Genomic DNA, 26010 nt, shown 5'->3' on the forward strand with positions numbered 1-26010 from the left:
GGTCGGCGTGTGAAATGAGGATCCCCCGGTGGCCGAACTGCCCCTCTCCCGGCGTTCCCTCCTGCGGGCCGCCGCGCTCGTCGCGGCCCTGCCTGCGCTCGCGACCGCCTGCGGCTCCGACGACCCCGCCGCGCCGCCCACCGGTCAGGGCGGCACCACCCTGGACACGCTCCGAGTCGCCCTGCCCTCCTCCATCGGGTCGCTGGACGCGGCCAAGGAGGCGGGCATCATGAACTACGTCGTCGCCCTCCTCGTCCAGGAGGCCCTGGTCGGGGTCGGCCAGGACGGCAGCCTCCAGCCCTCCCTGGCCGAGTCGTGGACCAGGAAGGACGCGACCACGTACGTCTACCGGCTGCGCCCCGGCGTCAAATTCTCCGACGGCGCCCCGCTGACCGCCGACGACGTCGTCGCCAGCCTGAACCTGCACGCCAAGAAGGGCTCGACCACCGCGTTCGCCTACGCCTACGCCAACGTGGAGCGGATCGAGGCCACCGGCGACGCCGAGGTGACGATCACGCTCGAGGAGCCCGACGCGTCCTTCGCCTGGACGCCGTCGCCCGGCACGCTGCTGGTGACGAGCGAGAAGTTCATCGAGGCCACCGGCGAGCGCATCGGCACGCCGGAGGGCGGGCTGCTGGGGACGGGGCCGTACAAGGTGGCGGAGTTCGCCCCCGACTCGCACGTCACGCTGGAGCGCAACGACCACTGGTGGGGCGGCAAGGCGCCGTTCGCGAGCTTGAAGATCGACTTCATCCCCGAGGAGTCCACCCGCCTGCTGGCCATGCGCGGCGACTCCGTGGACGTCGCGCTGAACGTGCCCGCCGAGCAGCTCGACCAGTGGCAGGCCATCCCCGGCGTCCAGATCAAGGCCGCGGGCGACCGGTCGCTGGTCACGCTCGCGTTCAACACGGCGAAGCAACCGTGGGACGACGTGCACGTCCGCAAGGCCGTCGCGCACGCCGTGGACAGGGAGGGCATCGTCAGGAGCGTCCTGCGCGGGCACGGCAAGGTGGCCGCCACCATCCCCGACCCGGCGCAGTGGGGCGGCGTGCTCGACTCCGCCGCCGTCACCGACCTGTACTCGGCCATCCCCCAGTACGGCTTCGACCTGGCCAAGGCCAAGGCGGAGCTGGCCCTGTCGGCCACCCCGCAGGGCTTCTCCGACGTGCTGACCTACCCCAGCAGCGGGCCCCAGCTCGGCCGTGCCGCCCTGACGCTGGCCGAGAACCTCAGGGGCCTCGGCATCACCCTGGAGGTCAAGGAGGTGCCGCTGGAGCAGTGGATCGCCGACCTGGGCAAGCACGCCTCCGGCATCTACCTGGGCTGGTACTTCGCCACCACCGGCGACCCCGCCGAGTACGCCCATCAGCTCCTGCACGGCGGCGCCACCGGCGCGAACGGCACGAACATCGCCGAGTACGACGACGCCGAGGTGACCCGGCTGCTCGACCAGGCCAAGGCGAGCACCGACGACGCCGCCCGGGGGGAGCTGCTGGGCCAGGCCCTGGTCAAGGCCGCCGCTGATGTGCCGTACCAGCCGCTGTGGTGGGGGGAGTCGGCCACCGCCTTCGGCAAGGCCGTCACGGCGGACGGCTTCGGGCCCTACTTCTTCGTCGGCCCGTGGGCCGCGAAGCTGGCCGCCCGCTGATGCGCGACCCGCTGGAGGTGCACGCCGCGCTGGCCGGCCTGCGTTACCCCGAATCCGTCGCACTGCACCCGGACGGCGACCGCGTGGCCTGCGTCATCGACGGCGTGGCCCACGTGGCCACCCTGGGCGGCCCGCTGACCCCGGTGCCTGGTGGCGAGCACGCCCTGACGAGGTGGCTGCCCGACGGGCGCCTGCTGCTCGCGTCCGGCCCGAACGGCCTGCAGGTGCTGGACGCCGAGCTGCGGCCGGTCTGGAAGGCCGAGGTGAACGGCGAGATCGAGGACCTCGTCCCGGACACCGACGGCACCGTGCTGGTCCGCCACGCCGACCCCGGCAGCGAACGCGACGGCAGCCACCTCGGCCTGCGCGTGCCCGACCCCAGCGACCCCTTCGTCCGGACGCCGGGCAGCCGCCTGCGCCGCCTGTCCTGGCTGCGGATCGGCGACGACCGGCCACGGGAGCTCGTGCTCCCCGCCCTGACCGCGTGGGACGCCGACTGGCGCGACGGCCGCGCCCTCGCCGTCACCTCCCCGGACGAGACCCCCGCCGGCTACTACCGCCCCCGACTCGACCTCGCCGACGCTCGCACCGGCGAGGTCACCACCCTTTACCACACCCCCTGGCAGCTCAGCCGCCCCAGACTGGCACCGGGCGGCCGGGCCGCGGTCGTGGTCGAGGGCCTGTCCATCGTCTCGGGCCGCGTCATGCACGCCGACCTGGTCACCGGCGAGATCCGCCCCATCCCCGACCTGGACGACGTCACCGACCTCGGCTGGCTGGACGAGCGCACCCTGTGGTTCACCGGCTGGTCGGGCACCGGCGTGCACGGCGGCGTCATCGAGGACGGCCGCGTGACCAGCCGCTGGACCGCCTGGGGCACACTGGGCGGGCGCGACGGCCAGCCCTCGCTGTCCGTGGCGGGCCGGCTGGCCGCGGCCACCTGGGAGACGGCCGGGCAACCGCCCGAGCTCGCCGTCGCCTCGCTGGACGGCGGCGACTGGCGCCCCGTCACCACGCTCAACACCGACCTGGCGCCCCTGGCCGTGCACCAGGAGGAGATCACCTGGTCGGGACACGACGGCCTGCCCGTCTCCGGCCTCCTCCTGCGCGCCGACCCCGACCGTAGGGGACCGCTGGTCGTCATCGCGCACGGCGGTCCCACCTGGTTGTGGTCCAGCTCGTTCGCGCCCGCCGAGTCCAACCAGCTCGCCCTGCCGCTCGCGCACGCGGGTGCCACCGTGCTGCTGCCCAACCCGCGCGGCAGCAGCGGACGCGGCCAGGCGTACGCGCGGGCCGTCATCGGCCTGGTCGGCGACGCCGACCTCACGGACGTGCTCAGGGGAGTGGACCACCTGGTAGCGACCGGTGTCGCCGACCCGGAGCACCTGTCGATCATGGGGTTGAGCTACGGCGGCTACCTGTCCGCCTGGGCCGTCACCCGCACCGACCGCTTCCGCGCCGCCGTCGTCCTGTCGGGCGTGAGCGACTGGCTGAGCTTCGCCACCGCCAGCAACCTGGCAGGCGGCTTCGACCCGCTCTACCACGCCGGCGCCGACCCCGCCACGCCCGAGGGCAGGGAGAGCCTGGCCGCGCGCTCGCCGGTCTACCACGCCGCCCAGGTCGCCACGCCGACGCTCATCGTGCACGGCGACCAGGACAGGACCACCCCGCTCGGCCAGGCCGAACAGCTCTATCGGGCCTGGTCGGCCGCGGGCGTACGCACTGAGCTGGTCGTCTACCCTCGGGAGGGGCACGAGCTGGTCGAGCCCGCGCACCGGGCCGACGCCGCGCGGCGGGTGATCAGCTGGCTGGGGGTGTCGTGAGGTTCCTGCTGCGCAGGCTCGCGGGCACCGCCGTCGTCGTGCTGCTGCTGTCGGTCGGCGTGTTCTGCCTGCTGTACCTGGCGCCCGGATCCATCCAGCAGACCCTGCTCGGCACCCGCCCCGCCACCCCCGCCACCATCGCCGCCATCCAGGCCCGCTACCACCTCGACGACCCCGCCGCCGTCCAGTACCTGCGCTGGCTCGGCGGCGTGCTCGGCGGCGACCTGGGCACCTCCATCAGGACGGGCGCGCCCGTCGCCGACATGCTCGGCCAGCGGCTGCCGCTCACGCTCGCCCTGGTCGGCTACGGCACGCTGCTCGCCGCGCTGGCCGGCCTGCCGCTCGGCGTGCTCGGGGCGCTGCGGCGCGGCCGGATCGCCGACCGGCTCGTCGTCTCGGCCGGGGTCGTCGGGCTGAGCGCGCCGCCGTTCGCGGTCGGGCTGCTGCTGCTCGTGGTGTTCGCGCTCTGGCTCGGCTGGTTCCCCGTCTACGGCACCGGCGGCCTGTGGCACCTCACGCTGCCCGCCGCCGCGCTGGCGGCGGGCGCGGTGGGCCTGCTCGTCAGGTACAGCAGGGCCGCGCTGGTGCGGGAGCTGGAGCAGGACTACGTCGTCTTCGCCCGGGCGCGCGGGCTCAGCGGGCCGCTCGTGCTGTACTACGCGGCCCGCAACTCGCTGGTGCCCGTGCTCACCGCCACCGGCCTGGTCGTCACCGGGATGCTGGCGGGGACCGTGCTGGTGGAGGTCACGTTCGCGCTGCCGGGGATGGGGTCACTGCTGGTGGACTCCGTGACCTTCAAGGACGTGCCCGTCGTGCAGGCGCTCGCCCTGCTGCTCACCCTGCTCATCGCCGCCGTCAACCTGCTGGTGGACGTCGGCTACTCGCTCGTCGATCCCCGGGTACGGCCATGAGGCGGCCACCGTACGTCGCGCTGGCCGTGCTCGTGGTCGCCGGGGTGGCGGCCGCGTTCTCGCCCTGGCTGGTGCCCGGCGCCACCGCGCAGGACCTCATGACCGGCATCACCGGCCCCGGCCCCGGCCACCCGCTCGGTACCGACGACCTGGGCCGCGACGTGCTGCAGCTGCTGGTCGCCGGGGCCCGCACCGCCGTGCCGGGCGCGCTCGCCGTGGCCGCCGGCTCCATGCTCATCGGGAACCTGGTCGGGCTGGCCGCCGGTTACTTCGGCGGCTGGGCCGACACGCTGGCCATGCGCTGGGCCGACCTGATGTTCTCGCTGCCCGCGCTGCTGGTCGCGATCGTCGTGGCGGGCGTGCTCGGCGGCGGGTACGCGCTGGCCATCGCCGTGCTGGTGGTGCTGTTCGCGCCCACGGACACGCGGGCCGTGCGCGGCGCCGTGCTGGAGCAGCGCCACCGGCCCTACGTGGAGGCGGCCCTGCTCAAGAACCTCTCCTCCTGGCGGATCATGACCAGGCACATCTGGCCCAACGTCGCCTCCGTCAGCCTGGCGCAGGCGTTCGTGAACTTCGCGTACGCGCTGGTCTCGCTGGCGTCGCTGTCGTTCCTCGGCCTCGGCGTGCCCGCCGGGTCGCCGGACTGGGGGCGGACGCTGGCCGACAACCGTACGCAACTGCTGGCCAACCCGTGGGCCGTGATCGCCCCCGGCCTGGCCGTCATCGCCACCGCGGTCGCGCTCAACGTGGTGGGCGACTGGCTGCACGAGCGCGTCGAGCGGCGCGGAAGGGCACGCTGACATGGCTCGCGATGGGCACGCTGACACGCCTCGGGAAAGGCACGCTGACACGCCTCGCGATGGGCACGCTGACATGCTGAGCGTCAACGGCCTGACCGTACGGCAGCCCGCCTCCGGGCGCACGCTGCTGTCCGGCGTGTCCTTCGAGGCCGCGCCGGGGGAGTCGGTCGCCATCGTGGGCGAGTCGGGCTCCGGCAAGTCGCTGACCGTGCGGGCGCTGCTCGGGCTGCTGCCCGCCGGGCTGGAGTCGTCCGGGGAGATCCACCTCGGCGGGCACCGCGTGGACGGCGACCCGCGGACGATGCGGCGGCTGCGCGGCGGCACCGTGTCGCTGCTCATGCAGGACCCGTTCACGCTGCTCAACCCGCTGCGCAAGGCAGGCAGGCAGATCGCCGACGGCCTGCCCGCCGGCGCCGACCGGGCGGCCGAGGTGACCAGGCTGCTCGCCGAGGTCGGGCTCGGGGCCGAGGTGGCGGGGCGGTACCCGTTCCAGCTCTCCGGCGGGATGCGGCAGCGCGTCGGGCTCGCGGCGGCGCTCGCGGCCGGGCCCCGGATCCTCGTCGCCGACGAGCCCACCACCGCACTCGACGCCACCACCCAGCGTGAGGTGCTGGCGCTCATCCGGCGCGTGCAGCGGGCAAGGGACATGACGTTCCTGCTGATCACGCACGATCTGCGGGTGGCGTTCTCGATGTGCGACCGGATCGTCGTCATGTACGCGGGGCGCGTCGTGGAGATCGGCACGGCGGCGGAGCTGCGCGCGCGGCCACGGCACCCGTACACGCGGGCGCTGCTGGCCGCCGAGCCGCCCGCCGATCGGCGCCTGGCGGTGCTGCCCTCGGTGCCCGGCTCCGTGCCGGCGCACGACGCGGTGGCGGGGCGCTGCGGCTTCGCCGACCGGTGCGCGCACGCCGACCCCCGCTGCCGCGTGGGCACCCCCGAGCTGCGGCCCGCGCCCGCGCGTCGTGAGCGGGCGGAGGGCGGGGGGTGGCTGTCCGCCTGTGTGCGCGCCGACGAGCTGCCCGACCAGCCCCCGCCCCCACCGGCCGTCGTCACGCCCGCGCGCACCTCCGCCGACGCCGTCCTCGCCATCCGCGACCTGCGCAAGACCTACCGCGGCACCAGCCGACCGGCCCTCGACGGCGTCAGCCTCACCGTCGCCCCCGGCGAGATCGTGGCCGTCGTCGGCGAGTCGGGCTCCGGCAAGACCACCCTGGCCCGCTGCGTGACCGGCCTGGAACGCCCGGACTCCGGCACGATCCTGCTCGACGGCCAGGACTGCTCCGACTACACCCGGCTGCCCCGCCGGGCGGTCCGCCGCGCCCGCCGTACGGCACAGATGATCTTCCAGGACCCCTACTCCACCCTCAACCCCGCCCGCACCGTCCGCGCCACCCTCAAGGAGGCCCTGCAGGCAGACGGCCGCCCGCCCGACGTGGCCGCGCTGCTGGAGCTGGTGGGCCTCGACCCCGCCCTGGCCGCGATGCGCCCGGCGGGCCTGTCGGGCGGCGAGCGGCAGCGGGTGGCCATCGCCCGCGCCGTGGCGGGCGAGCCCCGCCTGCTGGTCTGCGACGAGCCGGTCTCGGCGCTGGACGTGTCGGTGCAGGCCCAGGTGCTCACCCTGCTCGCCGGGCTGCGCGAGCGGCTGTCGATGGGGCTGCTGTTCATCACCCACGACCTGGCCGTGGTGCGCCAGCTCGCCGACCGGCTCTACGTGCTGCGGGCCGGGCAGTGCGTGGAGAGCGGCGAGGTGGCGCGGGTGCTCGACGGGCCCTCCCACCCCTACACGCGCGAGCTGCTGGCCAGCGTGCCCGACGGCTCGCGCGCCTGGCCCTAGTCCTCGGAGAAGGAGATCAGTGTCAGCACCCGGCAGCCCGCCTCGCCGGTGACGTAGACGTGATCCAGCTCGGCCGCGAACCGCACCGCGTCGCCCTCGCCCAGCCGCACCGTCCAGGCCTCGGTCTCCACGCTCACCTGGCCCGTGACGACGTAGGCGTGCTCGATCGAGCCCCGCCCGTGCGCGCTCTTGGCGCTGCGCGTCCTCGGCGGCAGGTCACCCTCGGCCAGCTCGAACCGCCGCCGGTCGGCCGCCGCGAACAGGCTGCGCACCGTCGTGTCGCCGACCACCTCGGTGCTGCCCTCGCCCCGCCTGATCACCTCGGGCTCCAGCAGGTGTGTCCTGGTCAGCTCGGTGAAGGTGAGCTCCAGCGCGTCCGCCAGCCTGGTCAGCACCTCGATCGTCGGATTGGCCACGCCCCGCTCGATCTGCGAGATGAGCGCCTTGCTCACCCCCGTCAGCTCGGCCAGCTCCCGCACGCTGTGGCCGCGCGCCAGCCGGGTGCGCCGCAGGTTGCCGGCGATCGCCCCCCTGACCCCCGCGGCCGGCCCCGGGGTCACCACCAGGACGGGGCTCTTGTCGTGCCGCACGTGGTCAGGTCCCTTCCTCGCGTCGCTTCGTCCATGATGCCCGGTACGGCCCCCGGCGGGGCTGTCCATACCTTGGACGCGGCAGCGCGGACGAGGCCCGCAGCGGCGTCCTGAGCCGGGCACAGGGGCCATTATGTCCTGCGGCTGGAGATGCGCTGCGGCGGTTCCTCGAAGCGTGGGCGCTGCGGGGGCTGGCCGCTGACCTTCTCCACGATCGAGGCCGCGAGCTGGTGCACCTTGACGTTCCTGTCCTGGGAGACCTGCCGGAGGATGTCGAACGCCTCCCGCGCCGTGCACCGCCGCTGCGCCATCACGATGCCGAGGGCCTGATCGATGATCGCGCGGGTGGTCAGCGCCTCCTTGAGCTGCGCCGCGACCTCCCGCATGCGGGCCGCGCCCAGCGCCGTACGGAACAGCACGGGAACGTGCGCGGCCGTGATCCGTAAAGCCACCCACGCGTCGTCGGGCAGCCCCTCGGCGTCGCAGGAGTAGACGGTGAGCATGCCCAGCAGCGTGCCCTCGAACTCCAGCGGCTCACAGTGCACCACCCGCAGCTCAGGGGCCCCCGCCGTGAAGCGCGGCCACCGCGAGTCGGAAGGCAGGTCGAGCACCGTCAGCGACTTGCCGGTGTCGAGCGCGTCGAGCATCGGCCCCTGCCCGGTGGCCTGCTGCAGCCCGTCGAGCAGCTCGGCCCGCGCATGCGAGCAGGCGGCGGTGTGGATGTCGTCCTCCCCGCACAGGGCGATGCTCAGCATCGCGCAGTCGGGCATCGCCTGACCGGCGATGGTGACACAGTCAGTGAGCGCCCGCTCGAACTCCTCGATGTCGGTGGGCATGCTCGGCCGGTTCACCACGATCCCTCGCGATCGCTCGGAGTACTTTCAGGCTAGCCGCTCGGCGCCGCCGTCACGAGATGCAGGCGTCGATCTCGGCCAGATAGGCCTCCTTGAGCGGCCTGGGCAGCCAGGCGATCTCGAAGGCGTTGCGCTGGAGCTGAGCCAGCTCCTCGGGCGTGAGCTGGAGCGCCTCCTGCAGGGCGAGCAGGTTCTCCTGCACGTAGCCGTCGAAGTAGGCCGGGTCGTCGGAGTTGACCGTCACCCGCACGCCCAGGTCCATCAGCTTGCGGATGCCCTCGGCCTTCATCGAGTCGGTGACGTAGCCGTTGCTGATCGGACAGCAGGTCAACCCCATGCCGCGGGCCAGCACGACCTCGACCAGCCGCTGGTCCTCCAGGATGTTGACGCCGTGGTCGATCCGGTCGACGCCGATCTCCTCGATGGCCTGCCGGATGTGCTCGATCGCGTCGTCCTGGTCGACGTCGCAGTGCATGGTCAGCAGGTAGCCCTCCTGCCTGGCCCGCTCGTACACGGCGGCGAACTTGCGCGGCGGGTTGCCCCGCTCGTCGGAGTCGAGCCCGATGCCGGCGATCCACTCCTTGTACGGCAGCGACTCCAGCAGCGTCGCCATCGCGTACTCGGCCTGGAAGTCGCGCAGGAAGCACATGATGAGCTGGGCCCGCACCCCGAGCTGCGCGTGCGCGTCCATCAGCGCCCGCCGCAGCCCCCTGATCACCACGTCGAACGGCACGCCGCGCGACGTGTGCGCCTGCGGGTCGAAGAAGATCTCCGCGTACCGGACGTTCTGCTCGGCGGCCCTGCGCAGGTAGGCCATGGCCAGGTCGTAGAAGTCGGGCTCGGTGCGCAGCACCTTCATGCCCTCGTAGTAGATCGTCAGGAACGAGGACAGGCTGTCGAAGGTATAGGCGGCCCGCATCTCCTCCACGGAGGAGTAGGGCAGCTCCAGACCGTTGCGCGCAGCCAGCTCGAACTTGAGCTCGGGCTCCAGCGTGCCCTCGATGTGCAGGTGCAGCTCGCACTTGGGCAGCGCGGCGATGAAATCCTTCACCGTCCCACCCTAGAAGATGATCGCCAGCCCCACCGCGAAGAGCGTGCCGTAGGCCAGCTGCAGCTTGCCCGTCTGCTGCAGCACCGCGATCAGCGCCGGCCCCACGGCCTTGCCCAGCACAGCCCTGATCGGGGCGATCGCCAGCGGCACGGCCAGCAGCACCAGCGCCGCCCACGGCGTGATCGGCACCATCGCCAGCGCCACCACGAACGGCAGCACCTGGCAGGCCACGTACAGCGTGCGCGTACGCTCGGCCCCCAGCAGCACCGCCAGCGTGCGCTTGCCCGACTGCCCATCCGTGCCGACGTCGCGCAGGTTGTTGACCACCAGCATCGAGCACGACAGCAGCCCCACCGGGATCGAGGCGATCAGCGCCGCCCAGCTCAGCTGCTCCGTCTGCACGTACGCCGTGCCGACCACGGGCACGACCCCGAAGAAGACGAACACGGCCACCTCGCCCAGGCCGCGGTAACCGTACGGGCGCTTGCCGCCGGTGTAGAACCAGGCGGCGGCGATCGCCGCCGCGCCCACCAGCAGCACCCACCACGCCCGCGTCACCAGCACCAGGACCAGGCCCAGCACCGCGGCGAGCGCGAAGCAGCCCAGCGCGGCCGTCAGCACCTCACGGGGCGTGGCCGCGCGCGAGCCGACCAGCCGCATCGGGCCGACCCGCTGGTCGTCGGTGCCGCGGATGCCGTCGCTGTAGTCGTTGGCGTAGTTGACGCCGATCTGCAGCGACAGCGCCACGAGCAGGGCCAGGACCGCCCGCCACCACACGAATCCGCCTTCGCCGATGGCCACGCCGGTGCCCACCATGACGGGCACGACGGCGTTCGGCAGCGTGCGCGGGCGTGCTCCGGCGATCCACTGGGCGGGGGTTGCCATGTTGTCGTTCTACCTCTAGCTGATGTCGGTCGTGAGCCTGATCATCCGGACCGGGCGGCCCATGTCGAGGACGCGCTCCGCCATGTCCTCGCCCCATCCCGCCGACTCCAGGAAACCGAGCATCGCGTAGTTCTCCGCGAAGACCCAGGTGACGATCTGACGGAAGCCGTCCTCGCGCATGTAGTCGACGGTGGCGTTGAGCAGGCGGCTGCCGTGGCCCCGCCGGACGAAGTCGGGGTCGACCAGCAGCGTCAGCATCTCGGCCACCCGTCCGGGGTCGAGATCGGGGTCCTCGGCGGGCGCATGGGAGACGAGCCCGACCACGCGCTCCCCGCCACGCGGGGTGACCAGGGCGGCACTTCCGCCCGCGCCGAGAGCGGGAAAGCCCTCGGTGTCGAGGATGGTCTCCACCGCCACCAGCACCCGGTGCATGGGGCTGGGCGGGGCGACGATCGCCTCGTCCCACTGGCGCAGCCACATCTTCTCGGCCGCCGCGCCAGTCATCTGCTCGAGTGGGCCCTCGGGGAGGAAGTCCCGATAGCCGTAGCGCCAGGCGCGGATCTGACAATTCGCTACCTGGAGCACATCCTCGCGCCGGGCCGCCCGGACGCCTACGTCTGCCATCTCGGCCCGCTCCTTCGCCTGCCGTTCATGCCACAAGGCACGAGTTACACCGTATCGGTGTTTGAGGCTTGGAGACGACGCGAACCCCGCTTCCTCGCCCGGTAAGCCCGTGTCTTGGTGCGGTTGCCGCATACCCGCATCGAACACCACGAGCGGGAACGGTTCTTCGACAAGTCGATGAACGCCCACTGACAGGTTTCCTCCGCGCACACCTTCAGCCGGTCCCACGTCGCGCCCAGCGGCGCCGCCGCGATCCTGGCCAGCCCGCCCCGCACCCCGGCGACCGCCGGCACCAGCTCCGGCGCCCCGCCCCGCACCTCCACCCGCAGCGGCAGGTCCGGCAGCTCGGCCCGCTCGCGTCTGAGCGCGGCACGCAGGCCCTCGCGCAGCGCGTGCGCGGTCTGCAGGTCGTCGTCGGTGGCGCGGTCGCGCGGGCCGACGAGGTCGCGCTCGCGCAGCCACACCGCCAGCTCGGCGGGGGAGGACAGCTCGTCCGCTTGGGTTTCCACATCGAACGTGTTCACGAAGTCTCGTACGAGCTCCGCGGGGTACGGCATGCCCGCCACTCTACTTCCCCGTGATCGCCAGTGCCTCGGCGAGCCTCCTGACCCCTTCGCGCAGCTCCGCCAGATGCGCGGCGGCCATGTGCGTGAGCCTGATCCGCGGCCCCGGCGGCTCCGACGCGTAGTACAACCGGCCGGGGCTGACCAGCACCCCGTTCCGCCTGGCGGCCTCCACCAGTGCGGTCTCGTCCACCTCGGCGGGCAGCCGGACCCACAGGTGCATCCCGCCCGCGGGCAGCAGGTGCGGCTCCGCCTCCGGCAGCAGCTCGGCCAGGGCCGCCGCGAGCGCGTCGCGGCGCGTCGCGATCTCGCCGTGCACCGCCGTCAGGTGCCGCCGCCAGGCCGGCGACCCCACGAACTCCAGCGCCGTCTCCTGCAGAGGCCGCGCCACGAAGAACGACTCCACGAGCTGGCTCGCCCGCAGCCGGTGCGCCGCCGGGCCCCTGGCGATGACGGCCGCCACCCGCATGCTCGGCGACAGGATCTTGGTCAGCGACACGATGTGCACCACGGTGCCGTGCCGGTCCATCGAGGCCAGGGACGCGGGCGGCTGCGCGGTCAGATACCGGGCGTAGTCGTCCTCCACCACGAACGCCCCCGCCGCCCTGGCCACCTCCAGCACCTGCTCCCTGCGCTCCGGCGGCAGGGTGGCGCCCGTGGGGTTGTGCAGGGTCGGCTGGCAGAAGAACACCCGCGCCCCGGTGACCGCGAACGCCTCCGCCAGCAGCTCAGGGCGTACGCCGTCGCGGTCCATGGGCACGGCCGTGGCCCGCAGCCCGGCCGCCCTGGCCGCCGCCAGCGCGCCCGGGTAGGTGGGCGTCTCGACCAGGATGGGCGTCCCCGGCGCCGCCAGCGCCCTGAACGCGTGCGTCAGCGCCGCCTGGCCGCCACTCACCACCAGTGCGTCGGCCTCCGTCACGTCGCTGCCCGCCTGCGTCGCGAACCAGCGCCGCAGCTCCCGCAGGCCCGTCAGCGGCGGCATCGCCCAGGCGTCCGGCCTGCGCACCGCCCGCGCCGCGGCGGCGGCCAGCTGCCTGTCCGGGCGCAGGCCCGGCCGCAGATACCCGCCGGTCAGCGGCACCACCCCCTCGGGAGCCGCGCCCAGCAGCACCGACACCGGCCCCTCGTCCACCACCCGGTCGCCCAACGCGACGGTCTGCCAGGAGAGGTCGGGGGCGTCCTGCGCGTGGCCGGTCCGCTGCGTCACGAAGGCGCCGCTGCCTGGCCTCGTCACCACCCGGCCCTCCGCCGCCAGTTGGCCGATGGCTCTGGAGACGGTGACGGGGCTGACGTTGTGGCGGCGCATGATCTCGCGGCTGGAGGGGAGGCGGGCGCCTGGGCCTAGGCGGTCGGCCTCTTCGCGCAGTATCGCGGCGATCTGGGCGATACTGCTATCGTTGGTCATGAAAGTTGAGAATAGCGCTACTGGGGTTGGGGGAGTAGCGGTCCCGCCGGACGCAGGCACCGGCGCGGGCGTCGGCACCAGCGCGGTCGCAGGCACCGGCACAGGCACCGGCACAGTCTCAGGCACCAGCACCAGCACCGGCACCGGCACAGTCGCAGACACCAGCACGGGCGACCAGCTTGTGCGCCGGGACGGCGCGCTCGTGGGCGTGCGCTCCGGCAGCCTCTCTGGCAGCCCCTCGGGTCGGCTTTTGGGTTGGCTCTCGGGTCGGCTCTCGGGTCGGCTCTCGGGTCGGCTCTCGGACGGGCCTTCGGGCCGGCGCGGCGGGACGGGGCTGGCCTTCCTCGGCGTCCTGGCGTTCTCGGGCTCCATGCCGGCCACCGTCTACGCAATCCGCGGCTTCGACCCGTGGCTGGTGGCGGTGGGCAGGGCCGTCATAGCAGGCGCCATCGCCGTGATCTGCCTGAAAGCCGCCCGGCACCCCCTCCTCCCACCCAGATCGCAGTGGCCCGCCTACGCCCTGATCATCCTGGGCGTCGTCATCGGCTTCCCCGTCTTCAGCAGCCTCGCCCTCGCCCTGGGCGCCAGCACCGCCCACTCCGCCGTGATCGTCGGCCTCCTCCCGGCCGCCACGGCCGCCTGCGCCGTCCTACGCGCCTCGGAACGCCCCCGCCCCCTGTTCTGGGTCGGCTGTACGACCGGCGCCGCCGCCATCACCGCCTTCACCCTCATCCAGCACCAGGGCCGGCCGTCCTGGCCCGACCTGCTCCTCCTCGGCGCCCTCGGCTCCGCGGCGATCGGCTACACGGAGGGCGGCCGCCTGGCCAAGCACACCCCGGGCTGGCGGGTCATCTCCCACGCCCTGGTCCTCTCGCTCCCCCTGACGGTCCCCGTCACGGCGGTCCTCGCCGCCACCACCCCGATCACCGTCACGGGCGAGGCCCTGGCGGGCTTCGCGTACGTGTCGGTGATCTCCATGTTCGTGGGCTTCATCCCCTGGTACGCGGGCCTGGCCAGAGGCGGGATCGCCAGAGCGGGGCAGACCCAGCTCACCCAGCCCCTGATGACGCTCGTCTGGGCCTGGTTCCTGATGGGGGAGCGGTTCGGGCCGCTGACCGTGGTGGCGGCGCTGGCCGTCCTGGTGTGCGTGGCCATCACCCAGCGCGCCCGTACTTGAAAGCCGTGACGCCGCCCCGCAGGATGGCAGAGGAGGTGTCACAACATGGCGGACCTCACGATCCCAGAGGGCGGGTTCTGGCCGGCGCCGGAGATCCCGCAGCCCAACATCTATCCCATGGAATGGCGGGTGGAGACGGAGAAGCTCGCCGCCATCTACGAGAAGTCCAAGCGCGAGCTCTGGAACCCGGCCGACCTGCCCTGGGACGGCCTCGACCCGAGCGACTTCACCAGGGAGCAGCGCCTGGGCGTCATGTACTGGTTCGCCGTGCTGGCGAACTTCGACGCCTCGGGGCCGGCGGTGTTCGCCCGCGCCACCATCCAGGCCTTCGAGAAGCACGAGGAGGACCCGGTCAGGAAGTGCTTCTTCTCGATCACCCGTGACGAGATGAACCACGAGGAGTGCTGCCAGCGCACCATCGCCAAGCTCTGGCCGGGCGGCCCGCTCGACTGGACCCCGTCCGACGACCTCGAATCGGCCGCCCACAACAACATCGGCTGGCTCTACCACAACGGCGGCCGCTACTGGACCGGCTACAACTCGGCCGTCGGCAAGTATTCCCTGCCCGTGCTGTTCACCAGCTTCATGATGGGCGAGATGGCCGCGTCCACCCTGTTCAGAGGCATGTCGTCGGGCACCACCCATCCGGTCTTCAGCAAGATGTTCGAGCGCATCGGCCGCGACGAGGCGCGCCATCTGAAGATTTGCATGACCATCCTGGAGAACGAATGGCCGGGCCTCACCGACGAGACCCGCGCCCTCATCACCCGCCAGCTGAGAGCGGGCTTCGTCTTCCTCAGCATGATCCTGTGGGAGCCGCCCGAGGGCTTCTGGGAGCTGCCGCCGTACTTCCTGGACAACCACCGCGTCCTGATGGACCACGCCAGGCAGGCGGGGCTCGGCGTCCTGTCGTTCGAGGAGCAGAAGGAGAACTGGCGCGTGGCGATGGCCCACATCCGCGCCATCGTGGAGCGGTGGGGAATCGCGTTCCCGGCCATTCCCGAGCTGAACCTGGAGGGTGTGCACGTCGATTTCATCGACCCGGAGGAAATTATTCCGGTCTTCTAGGATGGGTGGCATGTGGCCACGCATCGACGGGCTGAGGGTGATGGAGCTCGGCACCCCGGGGAAGGTCCGGGCCGAGCTTACCGGGCTGGCATTGTCGGGTGCCAAGAAAGCGACGGCGGGCATTCTGCCGCTCGACTACGAGGCTGAGGGGGAGGAAGTCGAGCGGGTCGGTGAGCGGCTTGTGCTCGTTGATTCTTCGGGTGAGCGGGTGGGGGAAATTGAGATAACCCGGGTCGAGCTGACGCCGTTCGCCGAAGTGGGGTGGGAGTTCGCCGAGGCCGAGGGGGAGGGGTATGGGTCGGTTGCTGATTGGCGGGAGACCCATCGGCGGTATTGGGCGGGGGTGGGGTATGAGGTCGAGGACAGGACTACGGTGGTGTGCCTCTGGTTTCGCCTCGTGTCCTCTGCTCATGCTGCTTCGTGATCGGGGTGGCGCGCTCGCAGTGCGGCGGTCGGTCAGCGTCCGGCGCAGGCTTCCACCATCGGCGCGTCCCGCTCCTGGCCTGAGCGGATCTCGTCCTACGCTCCTCGATCGGCCGACGAGCTTGCTCACCCCGCACCTCTTGCGCGCTTCCGCACTTCTCGCGCGCCCCGAACTTCTCGCCCCGCCCGCGCGTGCGCTCGCCCCAGAGTCCTCACGTGCCCAGAGTCGTCACGTGCCCCAAGGTCCTCACGTGCGTCAAAACCTCACATGCCCCTCACGCGCCCCGCACTCCTAGCTCGGCCCGCGGCCTTCGCCCTCCATTCCGCCTGCCCCCTCGAATCGGCCTTGCCGTCGCCGTCGGGCACGTGCCCAGCCCCGTCACCTTGATGGCACGTCCCCCAAGCCCATGGCACGTCACCACCGTCGGCTCCTTAGCCGATGACACGTCACCGTCACCACCGTCGGCCCCTGAGCGCATGGCACGCCACCTAATACTCCAGTGACATTTCGCGATCATGGCTCGGATCTGCGCTGGTAGTGGCAGCGTCGGGCGGTGGCTTGGTGTCGGCGGCGCCAGTCTGACCAGCGCAGGACATGGGTGATCGAGCGGTGCCAGGTCAGCACGAGTACGGCGAGCAGCCGGCGGATCTCGGGCAGTGTCAGCGGGATGCGGTCCTGGTCACTGGGTGGCTGGGCGGCGGCGACGGCCACCAGCAGGGCCAGCGCGAGCATGGCCAAGGTGATGTGCCGGTGCCAGGCCGTCCAGCCGCGTACCTGGTAATGGTCCAGCCCGATCTGGCCCTTGGCGGCTTGGAAGGATTCCTCGACCGCCCATCGGCTCCCGGCGATCTTTACCAGGGCCATCAGGGGTTGCCGGGTGGGTGCGTAGCAGCGGTAGAACGCCAGCTCGCCGGTGGCCAGGTTGCGTCGGATCAGCAGCCACCGATATCCGTGGGCGTCGCTTTCGTCGATCCGTGCCCAGGCCCAGGCGTACCAGCGGGGGCCCTTGACGCCTTGACCGGCGCGGTAGCGGTGCCAGTGCTGATCGGACACTCGCGTGGCGACCTCGGCCGCGCTCACCTGGGCGCCCTCGAGTTCGACCCGCCGGTTGCCCGCGATCGCCAGCACGTACCCCAGCCGGCGCTCCTCCAGGGCGGCGCGCAGGCGCGGGTCTTGGCCGTAGACCTCATCGCCGGTTACCCAGTGGGCGGGCACGCCGGCCTCGAGGGCGGCCAGCACCATGGCCGTGGCCAGGGCGGGCTTGGTGGCGAAGGCGATCTCGTCCGGGACACCTGCCGCGAGGCAGCGGCCGGGGTCGGCCAGCCAGGTGTGCTCGGGCAGGTAGAGCCGCCGGTCCAGCAGCGCGCGTCCCGCCGGGGTGGCGTAGGCGAGGAACACGCCGATCTGGCAGTTTTCGATCCGGCCCGCGGTGCCGCTGTATTGCCGCTGCACCCCAGCCGAACCGACACCCTTCTTGACGAACCCGGTCTCGTCCACGATCAGCACGCCGTCGGGTCCGAGCCGGTCGACGGTGAAATCGCGGACGTCGTCGCGCACCGCGTCGGCGTCCCAGCGGGCGGTGCGCAGCAGCCGCTGCAGCGCCTGCGGCCCGGCCAGCCCGGCGTGTTCGGCCAGGTTCCAGCAGTTCTTGCGGTCGATGTCGGCCAGTAGCCCACGCACATAGGCGGTTGCCGCACGCCGCGGTTCGACGCGGCCGAACCGGCCGGCGATCCGAGCCATCAGCTCGTTGAAGATGACCATCCAGCTGTCAGGGTCTACGCTGTGGCTCGCGGCCACCGCACGATCTTTGGTTGTTCTCACAAACTCCGAATGATCACGCGGTGGCCGTCGCCATGTGACCCCAAGTCCTCAAGATCGCCAAGTGTCACTGGAGTACTAAGCCGACCATAGCCAGCCGGCCCCTACCCCACTCAAACCGGCCACTTCTCCCGAGGTGAGACATAACTCCCTCGATGCGGAACGCTGTACACCCACCCCTCCTCCCGCAGCAACGAGATGGCCCGCCGCACGGTCTCTCGCGCAGCCCCGTACTGCCGCACCAACTCCACCTCACTCGGAATCTGCTCCCGCGACACGAATTCGCGCCGTTTTATCCGCTCCCGGATTTCCCCGGCGATGTGCCGATAGAACGGCGCCTGCCGCCCAACCGGCCCGGACTGCCCAGGCCCGTTGACGAACGTGCCCTCACCTTGCCGCGTATGGACCAGCCCCTGGTTTCGCAGCACGCGGATCGCGCGGCGCGCGGTCGTACGCGCAACCTTGAACTCCCGCTGGATCTCAGCCTCACTGATCAAGGGATCTCCTGGCGAGAGTTCTGCGCGGATGCGCGACCTGAGGACCTCGCTGATCTGAAGATATAGATAGGTGTCACCCTCGCGATTCAGCACGCTCCAAGGATATCCAATGGCGCGGTCACCGGAAGGGAAATTAAGAGCCCGGAATTATGGGCCATTTCTCTCGGTCGGTCACGTATGTGCCCCGATACGGCACCGTAAACACCCACCCCAGCTCCCTGAGATGCGCAACGGCCTGCCGTGCGGTCACCTTTGCGACGCCATATTGCCGCATCATCGCTTTCTCGCCAGGAATGGGCCTGTTGGGCGGGATCTCGCCCTGCTGGATGCGTTCGATGATCTCTGTGGCGATCTTCTGATAGATAGGCAGCTTCCTGGGCGACCGAGGCGTCCCGGGCGGCCCCACGAACGTGCCCTCACCCTGAACCGTGTACGCCAGCCCCTGCTCCCGCAACTCCCGAGCCACCCGGCGAGCAGTCGTCCGGGCGATCTCGTAGGTCTTCTCTAGAGCCGCCTCACTGGGTACGGGATCGCCGGCCTGCAGCTCACCGCGTCCGATCTGATCGCGAACCAACTCGGCAACCTGCTTGTAGAGCGGCACGGGGCCTTCGCGATCCAGCACAATCGGATTGTAGACCTCAAGAGACGCTCGCCACATGTCTCCAGACCCACCCCCTTCACTCGCTCCTGACGGCCCAGAGCAGGCAGCAGGCGATCGGCAAGGCCGGCGTGACCGAGATAGCGATATCTGAGCAACGGCCAGGGCAGACGCGACCGAGATGGGCTATCCGGGCGACGGCATGGGCCGGCACGGCACAGCAGCATGGGGGACGGCCCGGCACGCACGAGGCAAGCTGTCACGGGCCGGCATCGGGAGGACGGCCTGAGCCGGCACCCTGACGGTCCGGGCGATTCCTGCCGGTTCCGCCCGCAGATCGATCGCAGGCGTCCAGACCTGCCGCTCGATTACTACGGGGTGTGGCGGGAGCGGGAACGAAGGCTACTGCGCCGTAAGCGCAGCCCGGCCCAGCTCTCGGTGCGGTCACCGGCGCGCACCCGCCGGCTACCGCACTGGCAGAAGACGCCCAGTTCGGCGGCGACCTTCGCGACCGGGCGGCCTCCGCACATGACGCGACGAATCAGCAGGGTCGCGACGAAAGCATCGGCCGTTAGCGTGACCGATCAAGACGTCCGTGCGCTGGCGAAGTCGGCAACCCCCATCACACCTGGAAACCTTCTCCTGATCACCAAAGACCGGATGCCGCAAGATCTGGAGCAACTACATCCAGCACCGCATGCCCGCCTCGGAACCCGCAGCTCCACACGGCCCTGGGCTCAACCGCCCCTATGTCCCCAGCCAAGATCCGACCCGTGTCACCCCGATCTCCATCGGGCCATCCATCCCACGTCCTGCTTCACCCAGCGCTTCATGCGCCCCGGCACCAGCCCGCTCCGGGGCGGAGGCCGAACCCGCGTCCTGACTCGCTCAGCGCTCCATCCGCCTCGACCCCAGCCCGCTGCGTCCACCTCAAACCCCAGCCCACCCGGCGCTGAGCTCGACCTGCACCCCACATCACCCTGCACGCAAACGCACCTGAACCGCCAGCCCTGCCGCCGCAGCCGTCGTCACCCCGTAATCCCCGCCGGGACCACGTCTTACCCCGCACCCGGGAACCCAGCTCCGGTAGTTCAGCACGCCGTAAGACCTCAGCCACCAACGCAGGAAAGTCGGAGTTCCCAATCTTGAATTCCCGTACCTACCCAGCCCCTCAAGCGCCAGAATCAATCCTGCGGCCATCGCTTGCTATCCTTCGATCTAGACCAGGCCCTCGAAGGAGAAGCGCGATGGCCGTCACCATTTGACCATCGTCCGCGAAATGCCGCGATTTACTCGTGCGCCTGCGGTGCCGCTTCCGCAGGCGCACGCTCCCCTCACATCATCACAGGCGGTCTCGCCCAAACCCCTGCGATGCGAACACCGCACACTCCTCTTCGAAGCAACGATTCAAAGCGGAGGTAATGGCGGTGGCCGCAGACCAAGTTTGATGCCTACGCAGGCCCCCGCGCAGCAGATCCAACAAAAACCTGCCGCCTCTTGCGTCGGCAGGTACAAACCGAGCGAATTGCACGATACCCAGCGGGCGAACAGCCATCAAGCCCGCGCAGAGTAGACGCATCCATGTCGACGATCAGACAATCATGGACAGTTTCCGCAAGATATGCAGCCGCAATCATCGGCCATCAGTGACGTCAACGCTAGCCACATGACGTGAAGGAAGGCTCAGGCGAAGAAATGGTGACGGCCATCGCGGTCCTCCACATAGGGATTCTGAAGGACACCGAGCGCGATGGCCGCAAACAACAGTCTGCCGCGTGCGTACCGCTCAGTGAAGAGCTTCATGACCGGTGGCTCCGACTTCTGTCGAGACACCCCGGTGAAGGAACAAACGCGTGTCGCCGGACGGGGGTTGCGTCCCCGTCCGGCGACAAGGCGCATCGGACCCCTGCTCGTGCCATGCCACCGCTCATGCGAACCGGACACCGCTGGCGACAACACGAACAGGGCACGCGTGACCGACGCGCCTGCGTTCACGCCGGCTCCGGGCAACGCGCCTGCCCATGACCTCCGAAGAGGCATGGGCTGCACCCGGAGCCTGCGCGAGACCATGGACGTGGCCCCCTGCGTCCACGGGGCATGGGGACCACGTCATGACGAGTAGTAGCCGGCTGACGTCCGTAACGGCCTACCCGCGTCATTAGGTTCTCATGGTCGTCCCTTGGAAAACTGCTGTTCGGCGCTATAAGCGGATGATGCCTTTTGTGGTTCGCTGCGTTCATAATCCGCCCTGGAATGGATTTACAGGGGAATCCTCCTCCAGGAATCGTCCGCGATGATGAGGTGATCGAGCAGTCGCAGCTCGACCGTCTGTGCGGCCTCGAGGAGCCTGGCCGTGGCTTCCAGGTCCTCGGGGCTGGGATCGAGCGATCCGCCGGGATGGTTGTGGGCCAGCCCGAACAGCGCCCCGCCGGCGGTGAGCACCTCCGTGATGACCTCACGGATGGGCATCACGGTGTGATCGCTCCCGCCCTCGGTCAGCACCGCCCGTTTCACGATCCGTCCGCCGGTGTCGCACACGACGATGACCAGCCGCTCGCGCTTCCGGTCGCGCAGCAGCGGAGCACAGGCATGGGCCAGGTCGGACGTGCTCGTGATGCGCTCACGCTCAGGCCACGCCTCGGCCCGGCGTACGAGATGGAAGGCCGCAGCCACGCGCGCGGCCTTGGCGGGACCGATGCCACGCATGGTGAGTAACCGGTGCGGGTCGGAACGGCTGAGGCCATCGAGATCTCCACAACTCTCGATCACCTGCGTGGCCAGATCGAGGGCGCTCGCTCCACGAAATCCCGAGCCGAGCAGCACGGCCAGCAGTTCCCGATCCGCCAGCGCGGCGGCACCGTTGGACATGAGCCGTTCGCGCGGCCGGTCACGTTCGGACAGGTCTTTGACTCGCATCGGCAACCTCCGCAACCGTTGTATCAACGGGCACCGACAATCTCTGACCTGCAGCTTTTCGGTGGGATCGTGCGCGGAAACGGTGATAAAGCCGTCGAAGGTGTTATTTGCGTTTTTTTGCGCGGCCTTGCGGCATGGATCGGGAAGAGGAGCTTTGCGGAACGGCAGAGGCTCGATTCGCGTAGCGGTGCAGGCCCGGTCGTATGGGACAGACGCCGAGAGGGGGCATGCGGGATCCGGCGTCACGAATTCCGAAGGCCAGGGGAATATGCGGTTCCCTCGGCTAGTTCGCCAGCCGCCAGCCGCCAGCCGCCAGCCGCCAGCCGCCAGCCGCCAGCCGCCAGCCGCCAGCCGCCAGCCGCCAGCCGCCAGCCGCCAGCCGCCAGCCGCCAGCCGCCAGCCGCCAGCCGCCAGCCGCCAGCCGCCAGCCGCCAGCCGCCAGCCGCCAGCCGCACGGGGCCCGCCGCACGGGGCCCGCCGTGCAAGGGCCCGGTGTGTGGGGCCTGGTGTTATGGGGCACCGGCATGCGTGGCGATCTGTGTTTCCCCCACGCTCCAGCGCACATGGTGATCTAGACCATCGTCGATTGCCGGCGTGTGCGGTGATCTGCCCATGGCCAATGCGCGGCGGCCTGAGCCATCGGGTCGTCAGGATGCATCGTCCAAGACAACCGGAGCGTTTCCACAACACGCCGCTCAGCCTGATCAGGGCTGCCTCGTAGGTGCACCAGCAGGCGCGGTCACGGGGGTGCGCGTCGTTGCCTTCGGCGAGGCCGGCCGCGAACCCGCATCAAACATCAGCCGCATCCCCGCACTCCCCACGGCAACACAAGCTCGTCGGGCGGCCGGGAAGCTCCGGGCAAGAACCGCTCACCCGGAGCCTCCCGCCCTAAACAGGCATGCTGTATGTGATACGGAACCGATCGCCCGGAATCACGATGTCGCTGGTCTCCACCGGACGATCCCCCGCCCAATGGGTACGTTCCACATGGAGAACATGCACACCTGCCGCTAGATCCAGCGCATCGCTCTCCACCGGCTGGGGGATGCGAGTGTGAACACTCTCCACGATCTCCGTGATCTTTATGCCGTGCGCGTACATCCGCGCGATCACGCCTCGCCGTTCGTCCTCTGTGTGAGGAATGAACTCCCGCAGCTCATACGACGTGGCGAGTTGCAGCGGCCTGCCGTCCCCGCGGAAGACGTAATGCGTCTTGGTCAGCGTCGCCGACTCGGGCAGCCGCAGGCGTCTGCCGATGTCGGGGCCTGCTTCCGTGAGCTCGCTGTGCCAGTCCCATGTAACTCGCCTGCCTTGGGATTGCAGGTCGGCGGCGAACGGGGCGGGGTGATCGAGGAAACGCCATCGGTACAGCGGTGTTAGATCGGGGCGTTCTCTGACGTAATGGCCCGAGCCCACGCGGCCGATGATGAGGCCCTCGCCCGCGAGCACGCGCAGCGCGTGCCGGGCGGCGGTCTCACCGACCTGATACTTGCGGGTCAGTTGCGCGCGCGAGGGGATCGGCGCGCCGGGGGGAAGGGTGCCGTCGGTGATCTGTCGCCGGATGTCTTCGACGACACGCAGGTAGACCGGATCTGAGGTGGCCACTAGTCCATCCCTGGGGGTTCGTGTGAGGCGTTGCCCCATGTTGCCGTATTCGGCAGGTAACCGACCGTCATCGATGACCGCTGGAGCCCCAACTTTGCGGTGGCGGAAAATTATCAGGGAAACCTTGTAACGCCGATGTAAGGGGTGGCGATTCTCCGGTAGAGGTCGTCGATGTGTGTACCCCCGAGCACATATCGGCGACCTCTTCCATGTCCGCCCAAGCCGCGGTCGGCCCATGCGACCATGAAGGCCCAGGCCAGAGGTCGGTTCGGCGGGGAACGTGAAGCCGGTTCTGGTCAGACCCGCTTGCCTTGTCTGCCGACTCGCCCTTGTCCCGACGGCGGTCCATGCCTGCTGCCTTCGGCGGGACGAACACCCCTAAGCTACGGCAACCTGCGGATCGCGCGCCCGTAGATGCCTCTCGGCGGCTCTCAAGATCAATACCTGCTTCGGGAGCCGGTGTCGCAGTCTCTCGTGCGGTGATGTCTTCCCGTGTTGCGATGCCTTCTCATGTGGTGATGCCTTGCCGTGGGGGTGGCGGCCTCCCCATGCGGCGGAGCATTTCGCGTGGCGGCACCTTCTCGCGGGGTGCCGCCTTCTTGCGGGGCGACACCACCTTCCTATGGGGCGGCGCCTTCCCGCGGGGCGGCACCTCTTCGCGCGACGGCGTCTTCCGGTGGGGCGGCTCCCTCCACGCGGCGGTGCCTTCCCCGTGTGGCGGTGCCCCTTCCGTGCGGCGGTGCCCCTCCGTGCGGCGGTGCCTTCCCCGTGCGGCGGTGCCTTCCCCGTGCGGCGGTGCCTTCCCCGTGCGGCGGTGCCCCCTCCGTGCGGCGGTGCCCCCTCCGTGCGGCGGTGCCCCCTCCGTGCGGCGGTGCCCCCTCCGTGCGGCGGTGCCCCCTCCGTGCGGCGGTGCCCCCTCCGTGCGGCGGCGCTCTCCGGGTGACGGCACCTTGATCGATGTGAGCCCCGAGCCGACAAGCCCTGGGGCCATGGACAGTCCGGACATTGCCAAACCTCGGCGGGCGGGACCAAGTCCAGGACCGCCAGACCTGAAGTGGTCACCTCGTATCGCAGCCGAGTGGCCGTACCCCGGGCCACCGTCTCTCCCTAAGTTGGCGGATCAAACCCGTTCCCTTGCCCATCAGACCAAGATCCAGAAAGCCCGCATACGTCCGGGCTCGTCCTGTGCCGAGCCGGGCTGCACCACCGATGAGGACAACATGATCGATATCGGCAGGCTCCTCCCCTCCGACCGGAGCGCATGGGAGAGCTTGTTCCGCGCGTACATCGACTTCTACGAGCGCGTCGAACCGGACGAGATGTACGAACGGGCATGGCAGGAATTCCAAGCGGACACCCGTTTGCACGCCCTGGGCGCCAGATTGGACGGCCAACTGGTCGGCATCACCCACTTCCTCACCCACGGGAGCACCTCCGCGCCCGACGCCGATGTCTGCTACCTGCAAGATCTGTTCACCGCTTCGGAGGTGCGGGGCAAGGGCGTGGGGCGCGCGTTGATCGCGGCTGTCTGCGACTGGGCGCGGGAGCGCGGCTGCTCGCGTGTGTACTGGAACACCCACGAGTCGAACAACACGGCACGACACCTGTACGACAAAGTCGCGGAGAACCGCGGCTTCATCCGGTATCAGGTCGAATTGCCCTGACGCCGGACCCTCCCGGCCGAGCTTGATCGCCGAGAGGGCGACCGCGCCGCACCGTGCGGCTGTCACGTCGCACAGGTGTTGTTCGTGTGACCTGGGCGACAGGAGATTCAGTCGCCCGGGCCATACGAGGCCTGTCTGACGCCGGGGAAGACCGCCTTTCCCCGGCGACGCTTCCCACGTCGGCTTGATCCACCCGGCTCGTGCGGGCCGATCCATGTGGTGTGGCCAGGCGTCCGGAAGCCCGGTGGGGGCGGGCAAAAGGCGGCTCCAGGCAGGCGAAGCGGGGTGGCGACGTCCAATGGATTTCTGAATCCAGGTAGCGTTCGCACTATGGCATCGCCAACTGGAACCACCGACGCGCCCTTCGGCCGTATGCTGACCGCGATGGTCACGCCGTTCACCTCCGACGGCGAGGTCGATTATGTGGCTGTGCGACGTCTTGCCACCTATCTGGTGGACGAGCAGCGCAATGACGGACTGATTGTCAACGGAACGACCGGAGAGTCGCCCACCACCTCTGACGAGGAGAAGCAGCGCATTGTCAGCGCCGTCCTCGATGCGGTCGGCGATCGCGCGACCGTGGTGGCCGGAGCAGGCACCAACGACACCCGTCACAGCGTGGAACTCGCGAAGCAGGCGGCTCGTGCCGGTGCGCACGGCCTGCTCGTGGTGACGCCTTACTACAACAAGCCTCCGCAGGAAGGGCTGTACCAGCATTTCACCGCCGTTGCCGACGCAACCGACCTGCCGGTGATGCTGTACGACATTCCCGGACGTAGCGGCGTACCGATCAAGACCGAGACCTTGCTCCGCCTGGCGCAGCACGAGCGCATCGTGGCCGTGAAGGACGCCAAGGGTGACCTGTTCGCCGCCAACCAGGTGATGACCGCGACCGATCTCGCCTTCTACTCCGGCGACGACCTGCTCAACCTGGCGTGGCTCTCGCTCGGCGCGGCCGGGTTCGTCAGCGTTGTCGGGCATGTGGTCGGTGCCGAGCTGGCACGCATGATCCACCTGCACAAGAACGGCGACGTCGCCCAGGCCCTGGCCGTGCACACACAGGTGGCCCCCGTGGTGGACGGGATCATGCTCCGCGCGGGCGGCGCGATCATGGCGAAGGCGGCGCTGAGCATGGTGGGGGTGCCGGTGGGTCCGGTACGGCTGCCGCTCGTGGACGCCACAGAGAAGCAAATCGCCGAGCTGCGTGCTTGCCTGGTAGCCGGCGGGGTGAAGTTGACAGACGCATAGGAAC

General features: G+C 70.3%; 23 protein-coding genes. 10 read left to right on the forward strand and 13 right to left on the reverse strand.

What is annotated here, in order from left to right:
* The first annotated feature begins 28 nt into the window (after positions 1 to 28).
* The 5 genes from LCN96_RS11310 (at position 29) to LCN96_RS11330 (ending at position 7019) form a co-directional block, all read left to right on the forward strand.
* Complete coding sequence (locus LCN96_RS11310) at positions 29 to 1648, forward strand: ABC transporter substrate-binding protein (RefSeq protein WP_225272549.1); 1620 nt, start codon at positions 29 to 31, stop codon at positions 1646 to 1648.
* A complete protein-coding gene (locus LCN96_RS11315; protein WP_225272550.1) occupies positions 1621 to 3471 on the forward strand; it encodes an alpha/beta hydrolase family protein in 1851 nt (616 codons plus the stop codon). Before LCN96_RS11310 ends, LCN96_RS11315 begins: the two co-directional genes overlap by 28 nt.
* Positions 3468 to 4382, forward strand: a complete 915-nt coding sequence (locus LCN96_RS11320; RefSeq protein WP_225272551.1) for an ABC transporter permease — start codon at positions 3468 to 3470, stop codon at positions 4380 to 4382. Before LCN96_RS11315 ends, LCN96_RS11320 begins: the two co-directional genes overlap by 4 nt.
* A complete protein-coding gene (locus LCN96_RS11325; RefSeq protein WP_225272552.1) occupies positions 4379 to 5182 on the forward strand; it encodes an ABC transporter permease in 804 nt (267 codons plus the stop codon). The genes LCN96_RS11320 and LCN96_RS11325 overlap by 4 nt, the downstream gene beginning before the upstream one ends.
* Before the next feature lie 73 nt (positions 5183 to 5255).
* Positions 5256 to 7019 carry an ABC transporter ATP-binding protein gene (locus LCN96_RS11330; protein WP_225272553.1) on the forward strand — a complete coding sequence of 588 codons (1764 nt, stop codon included), beginning with the start codon at positions 5256 to 5258 and terminating at the stop codon, positions 7017 to 7019.
* Here LCN96_RS11330 and LCN96_RS11335 read toward each other — a convergent pair.
* From LCN96_RS11335 to LCN96_RS11365, 7 genes are all read right to left on the reverse strand, one after another.
* Positions 7016 to 7609, reverse strand: a complete 594-nt coding sequence (locus LCN96_RS11335; protein ID WP_225272554.1) for an XRE family transcriptional regulator — start codon at positions 7607 to 7609, stop codon at positions 7016 to 7018. The two genes, LCN96_RS11330 and LCN96_RS11335, sit on opposite strands and share 4 nt — an antisense overlap.
* A 131-nt stretch (positions 7610 to 7740) precedes the next feature.
* Positions 7741 to 8445, reverse strand: a complete 705-nt coding sequence (locus tag LCN96_RS11340; protein ID WP_225272555.1) for a GAF and ANTAR domain-containing protein — start codon at positions 8443 to 8445, stop codon at positions 7741 to 7743.
* Positions 8446 to 8515: 70 nt separating this feature from the next.
* Complete coding sequence (locus tag LCN96_RS11345) at positions 8516 to 9514, reverse strand: adenosine deaminase (RefSeq protein WP_225272556.1); 999 nt, start codon at positions 9512 to 9514, stop codon at positions 8516 to 8518.
* Between the two features lie 9 nt (positions 9515 to 9523).
* On the reverse strand, positions 9524 to 10399 hold the full coding sequence (locus tag LCN96_RS11350) for a 1,4-dihydroxy-2-naphthoate polyprenyltransferase (protein WP_225272557.1): 876 nt from the start codon (positions 10397 to 10399) through the stop codon (positions 9524 to 9526).
* 15 nt (positions 10400 to 10414) lie between these two features.
* Positions 10415 to 10903, reverse strand: a complete 489-nt coding sequence (locus tag LCN96_RS11355; RefSeq protein ID WP_080042081.1) for a GNAT family N-acetyltransferase — start codon at positions 10901 to 10903, stop codon at positions 10415 to 10417.
* A 164-nt stretch (positions 10904 to 11067) separates the two neighbouring features.
* Complete coding sequence (locus LCN96_RS11360; protein WP_225272558.1) at positions 11068 to 11580, reverse strand: CGNR zinc finger domain-containing protein; 513 nt, start codon at positions 11578 to 11580, stop codon at positions 11068 to 11070.
* 10 nt (positions 11581 to 11590) lie between these two features.
* The gene (locus LCN96_RS11365; RefSeq protein WP_225272559.1) at positions 11591 to 12991 is read right to left on the reverse strand and encodes an aminotransferase-like domain-containing protein; all 1401 of its coding nucleotides are present in this window, start codon (positions 12989 to 12991) and stop codon (positions 11591 to 11593) included.
* A 370-nt stretch (positions 12992 to 13361) separates the two neighbouring features.
* Here LCN96_RS11365 and LCN96_RS11375 point away from each other — a divergent pair, with 370 nt between their 5' ends.
* Genes LCN96_RS11375 through LCN96_RS11385 form a run of 3 tightly spaced genes read left to right on the forward strand, consistent with a single transcriptional unit; the run spans position 13362 to position 15660 of the window.
* Positions 13362 to 14168 (forward strand): DMT family transporter, encoded by an 807-nt coding sequence (locus LCN96_RS11375; protein ID WP_225272561.1) that lies wholly within the window; start codon positions 13362 to 13364, stop codon positions 14166 to 14168.
* Between the two features lie 45 nt (positions 14169 to 14213).
* On the forward strand, positions 14214 to 15236 hold the full coding sequence (locus LCN96_RS11380; protein ID WP_225272562.1) for a hypothetical protein: 1023 nt from the start codon (positions 14214 to 14216) through the stop codon (positions 15234 to 15236).
* 10 nt (positions 15237 to 15246) lie between these two features.
* Complete coding sequence (locus LCN96_RS11385) at positions 15247 to 15660, forward strand: ASCH domain-containing protein (protein WP_225272563.1); 414 nt, start codon at positions 15247 to 15249, stop codon at positions 15658 to 15660.
* 513 nt (positions 15661 to 16173) lie between these two features.
* Here the strand turns inward: LCN96_RS11385 and LCN96_RS11390 are convergent.
* From LCN96_RS11390 to LCN96_RS11420, 6 genes are all read right to left on the reverse strand, one after another.
* Complete coding sequence (locus tag LCN96_RS11390; protein WP_225275962.1) at positions 16174 to 17400, reverse strand: IS701 family transposase; 1227 nt, start codon at positions 17398 to 17400, stop codon at positions 16174 to 16176.
* 191 nt (positions 17401 to 17591) lie between these two features.
* Positions 17592 to 18068: a GntR family transcriptional regulator gene (locus LCN96_RS11395; protein WP_225272564.1), complete on the reverse strand. Its 477-nt coding sequence runs from the start codon at positions 18066 to 18068 to the stop codon at positions 17592 to 17594.
* Between the two features lie 40 nt (positions 18069 to 18108).
* Positions 18109 to 18597 carry a GntR family transcriptional regulator gene (locus tag LCN96_RS11400; protein WP_225272565.1) on the reverse strand — a complete coding sequence of 163 codons (489 nt, stop codon included), beginning with the start codon at positions 18595 to 18597 and terminating at the stop codon, positions 18109 to 18111.
* A gap of 2235 nt (positions 18598 to 20832) precedes the next feature.
* Positions 20833 to 21489, reverse strand: coding sequence for a JAB domain-containing protein (locus LCN96_RS11410; RefSeq protein WP_225275964.1), 657 nt, complete (start codon positions 21487 to 21489; stop codon positions 20833 to 20835).
* Between the two features lie 283 nt (positions 21490 to 21772).
* Complete coding sequence (locus tag LCN96_RS11415) at positions 21773 to 21958, reverse strand: hypothetical protein (RefSeq protein WP_225272566.1); 186 nt, start codon at positions 21956 to 21958, stop codon at positions 21773 to 21775.
* Positions 21959 to 22377: 419 nt separating this feature from the next.
* Positions 22378 to 23094, reverse strand: a complete 717-nt coding sequence (locus LCN96_RS11420; RefSeq protein WP_225272567.1) for a GntR family transcriptional regulator — start codon at positions 23092 to 23094, stop codon at positions 22378 to 22380.
* A 1220-nt stretch (positions 23095 to 24314) separates the two neighbouring features.
* Between LCN96_RS11420 and LCN96_RS11425 the strand changes: the two genes are divergently transcribed.
* Positions 24315 to 24758: a GNAT family N-acetyltransferase gene (locus LCN96_RS11425; protein WP_225272568.1), complete on the forward strand. Its 444-nt coding sequence runs from the start codon at positions 24315 to 24317 to the stop codon at positions 24756 to 24758.
* A 330-nt stretch (positions 24759 to 25088) separates the two neighbouring features.
* Complete coding sequence (gene dapA, locus LCN96_RS11430; RefSeq protein WP_225272569.1) at positions 25089 to 26006, forward strand: 4-hydroxy-tetrahydrodipicolinate synthase; 918 nt, start codon at positions 25089 to 25091, stop codon at positions 26004 to 26006.
* Positions 26007 to 26010: the final 4 nt, after the last annotated feature.

This window comes from Nonomuraea gerenzanensis (genome assembly GCF_020215645.1).
Lineage (GTDB): Bacteria > Actinomycetota > Actinomycetes > Streptosporangiales > Streptosporangiaceae > Nonomuraea > Nonomuraea gerenzanensis.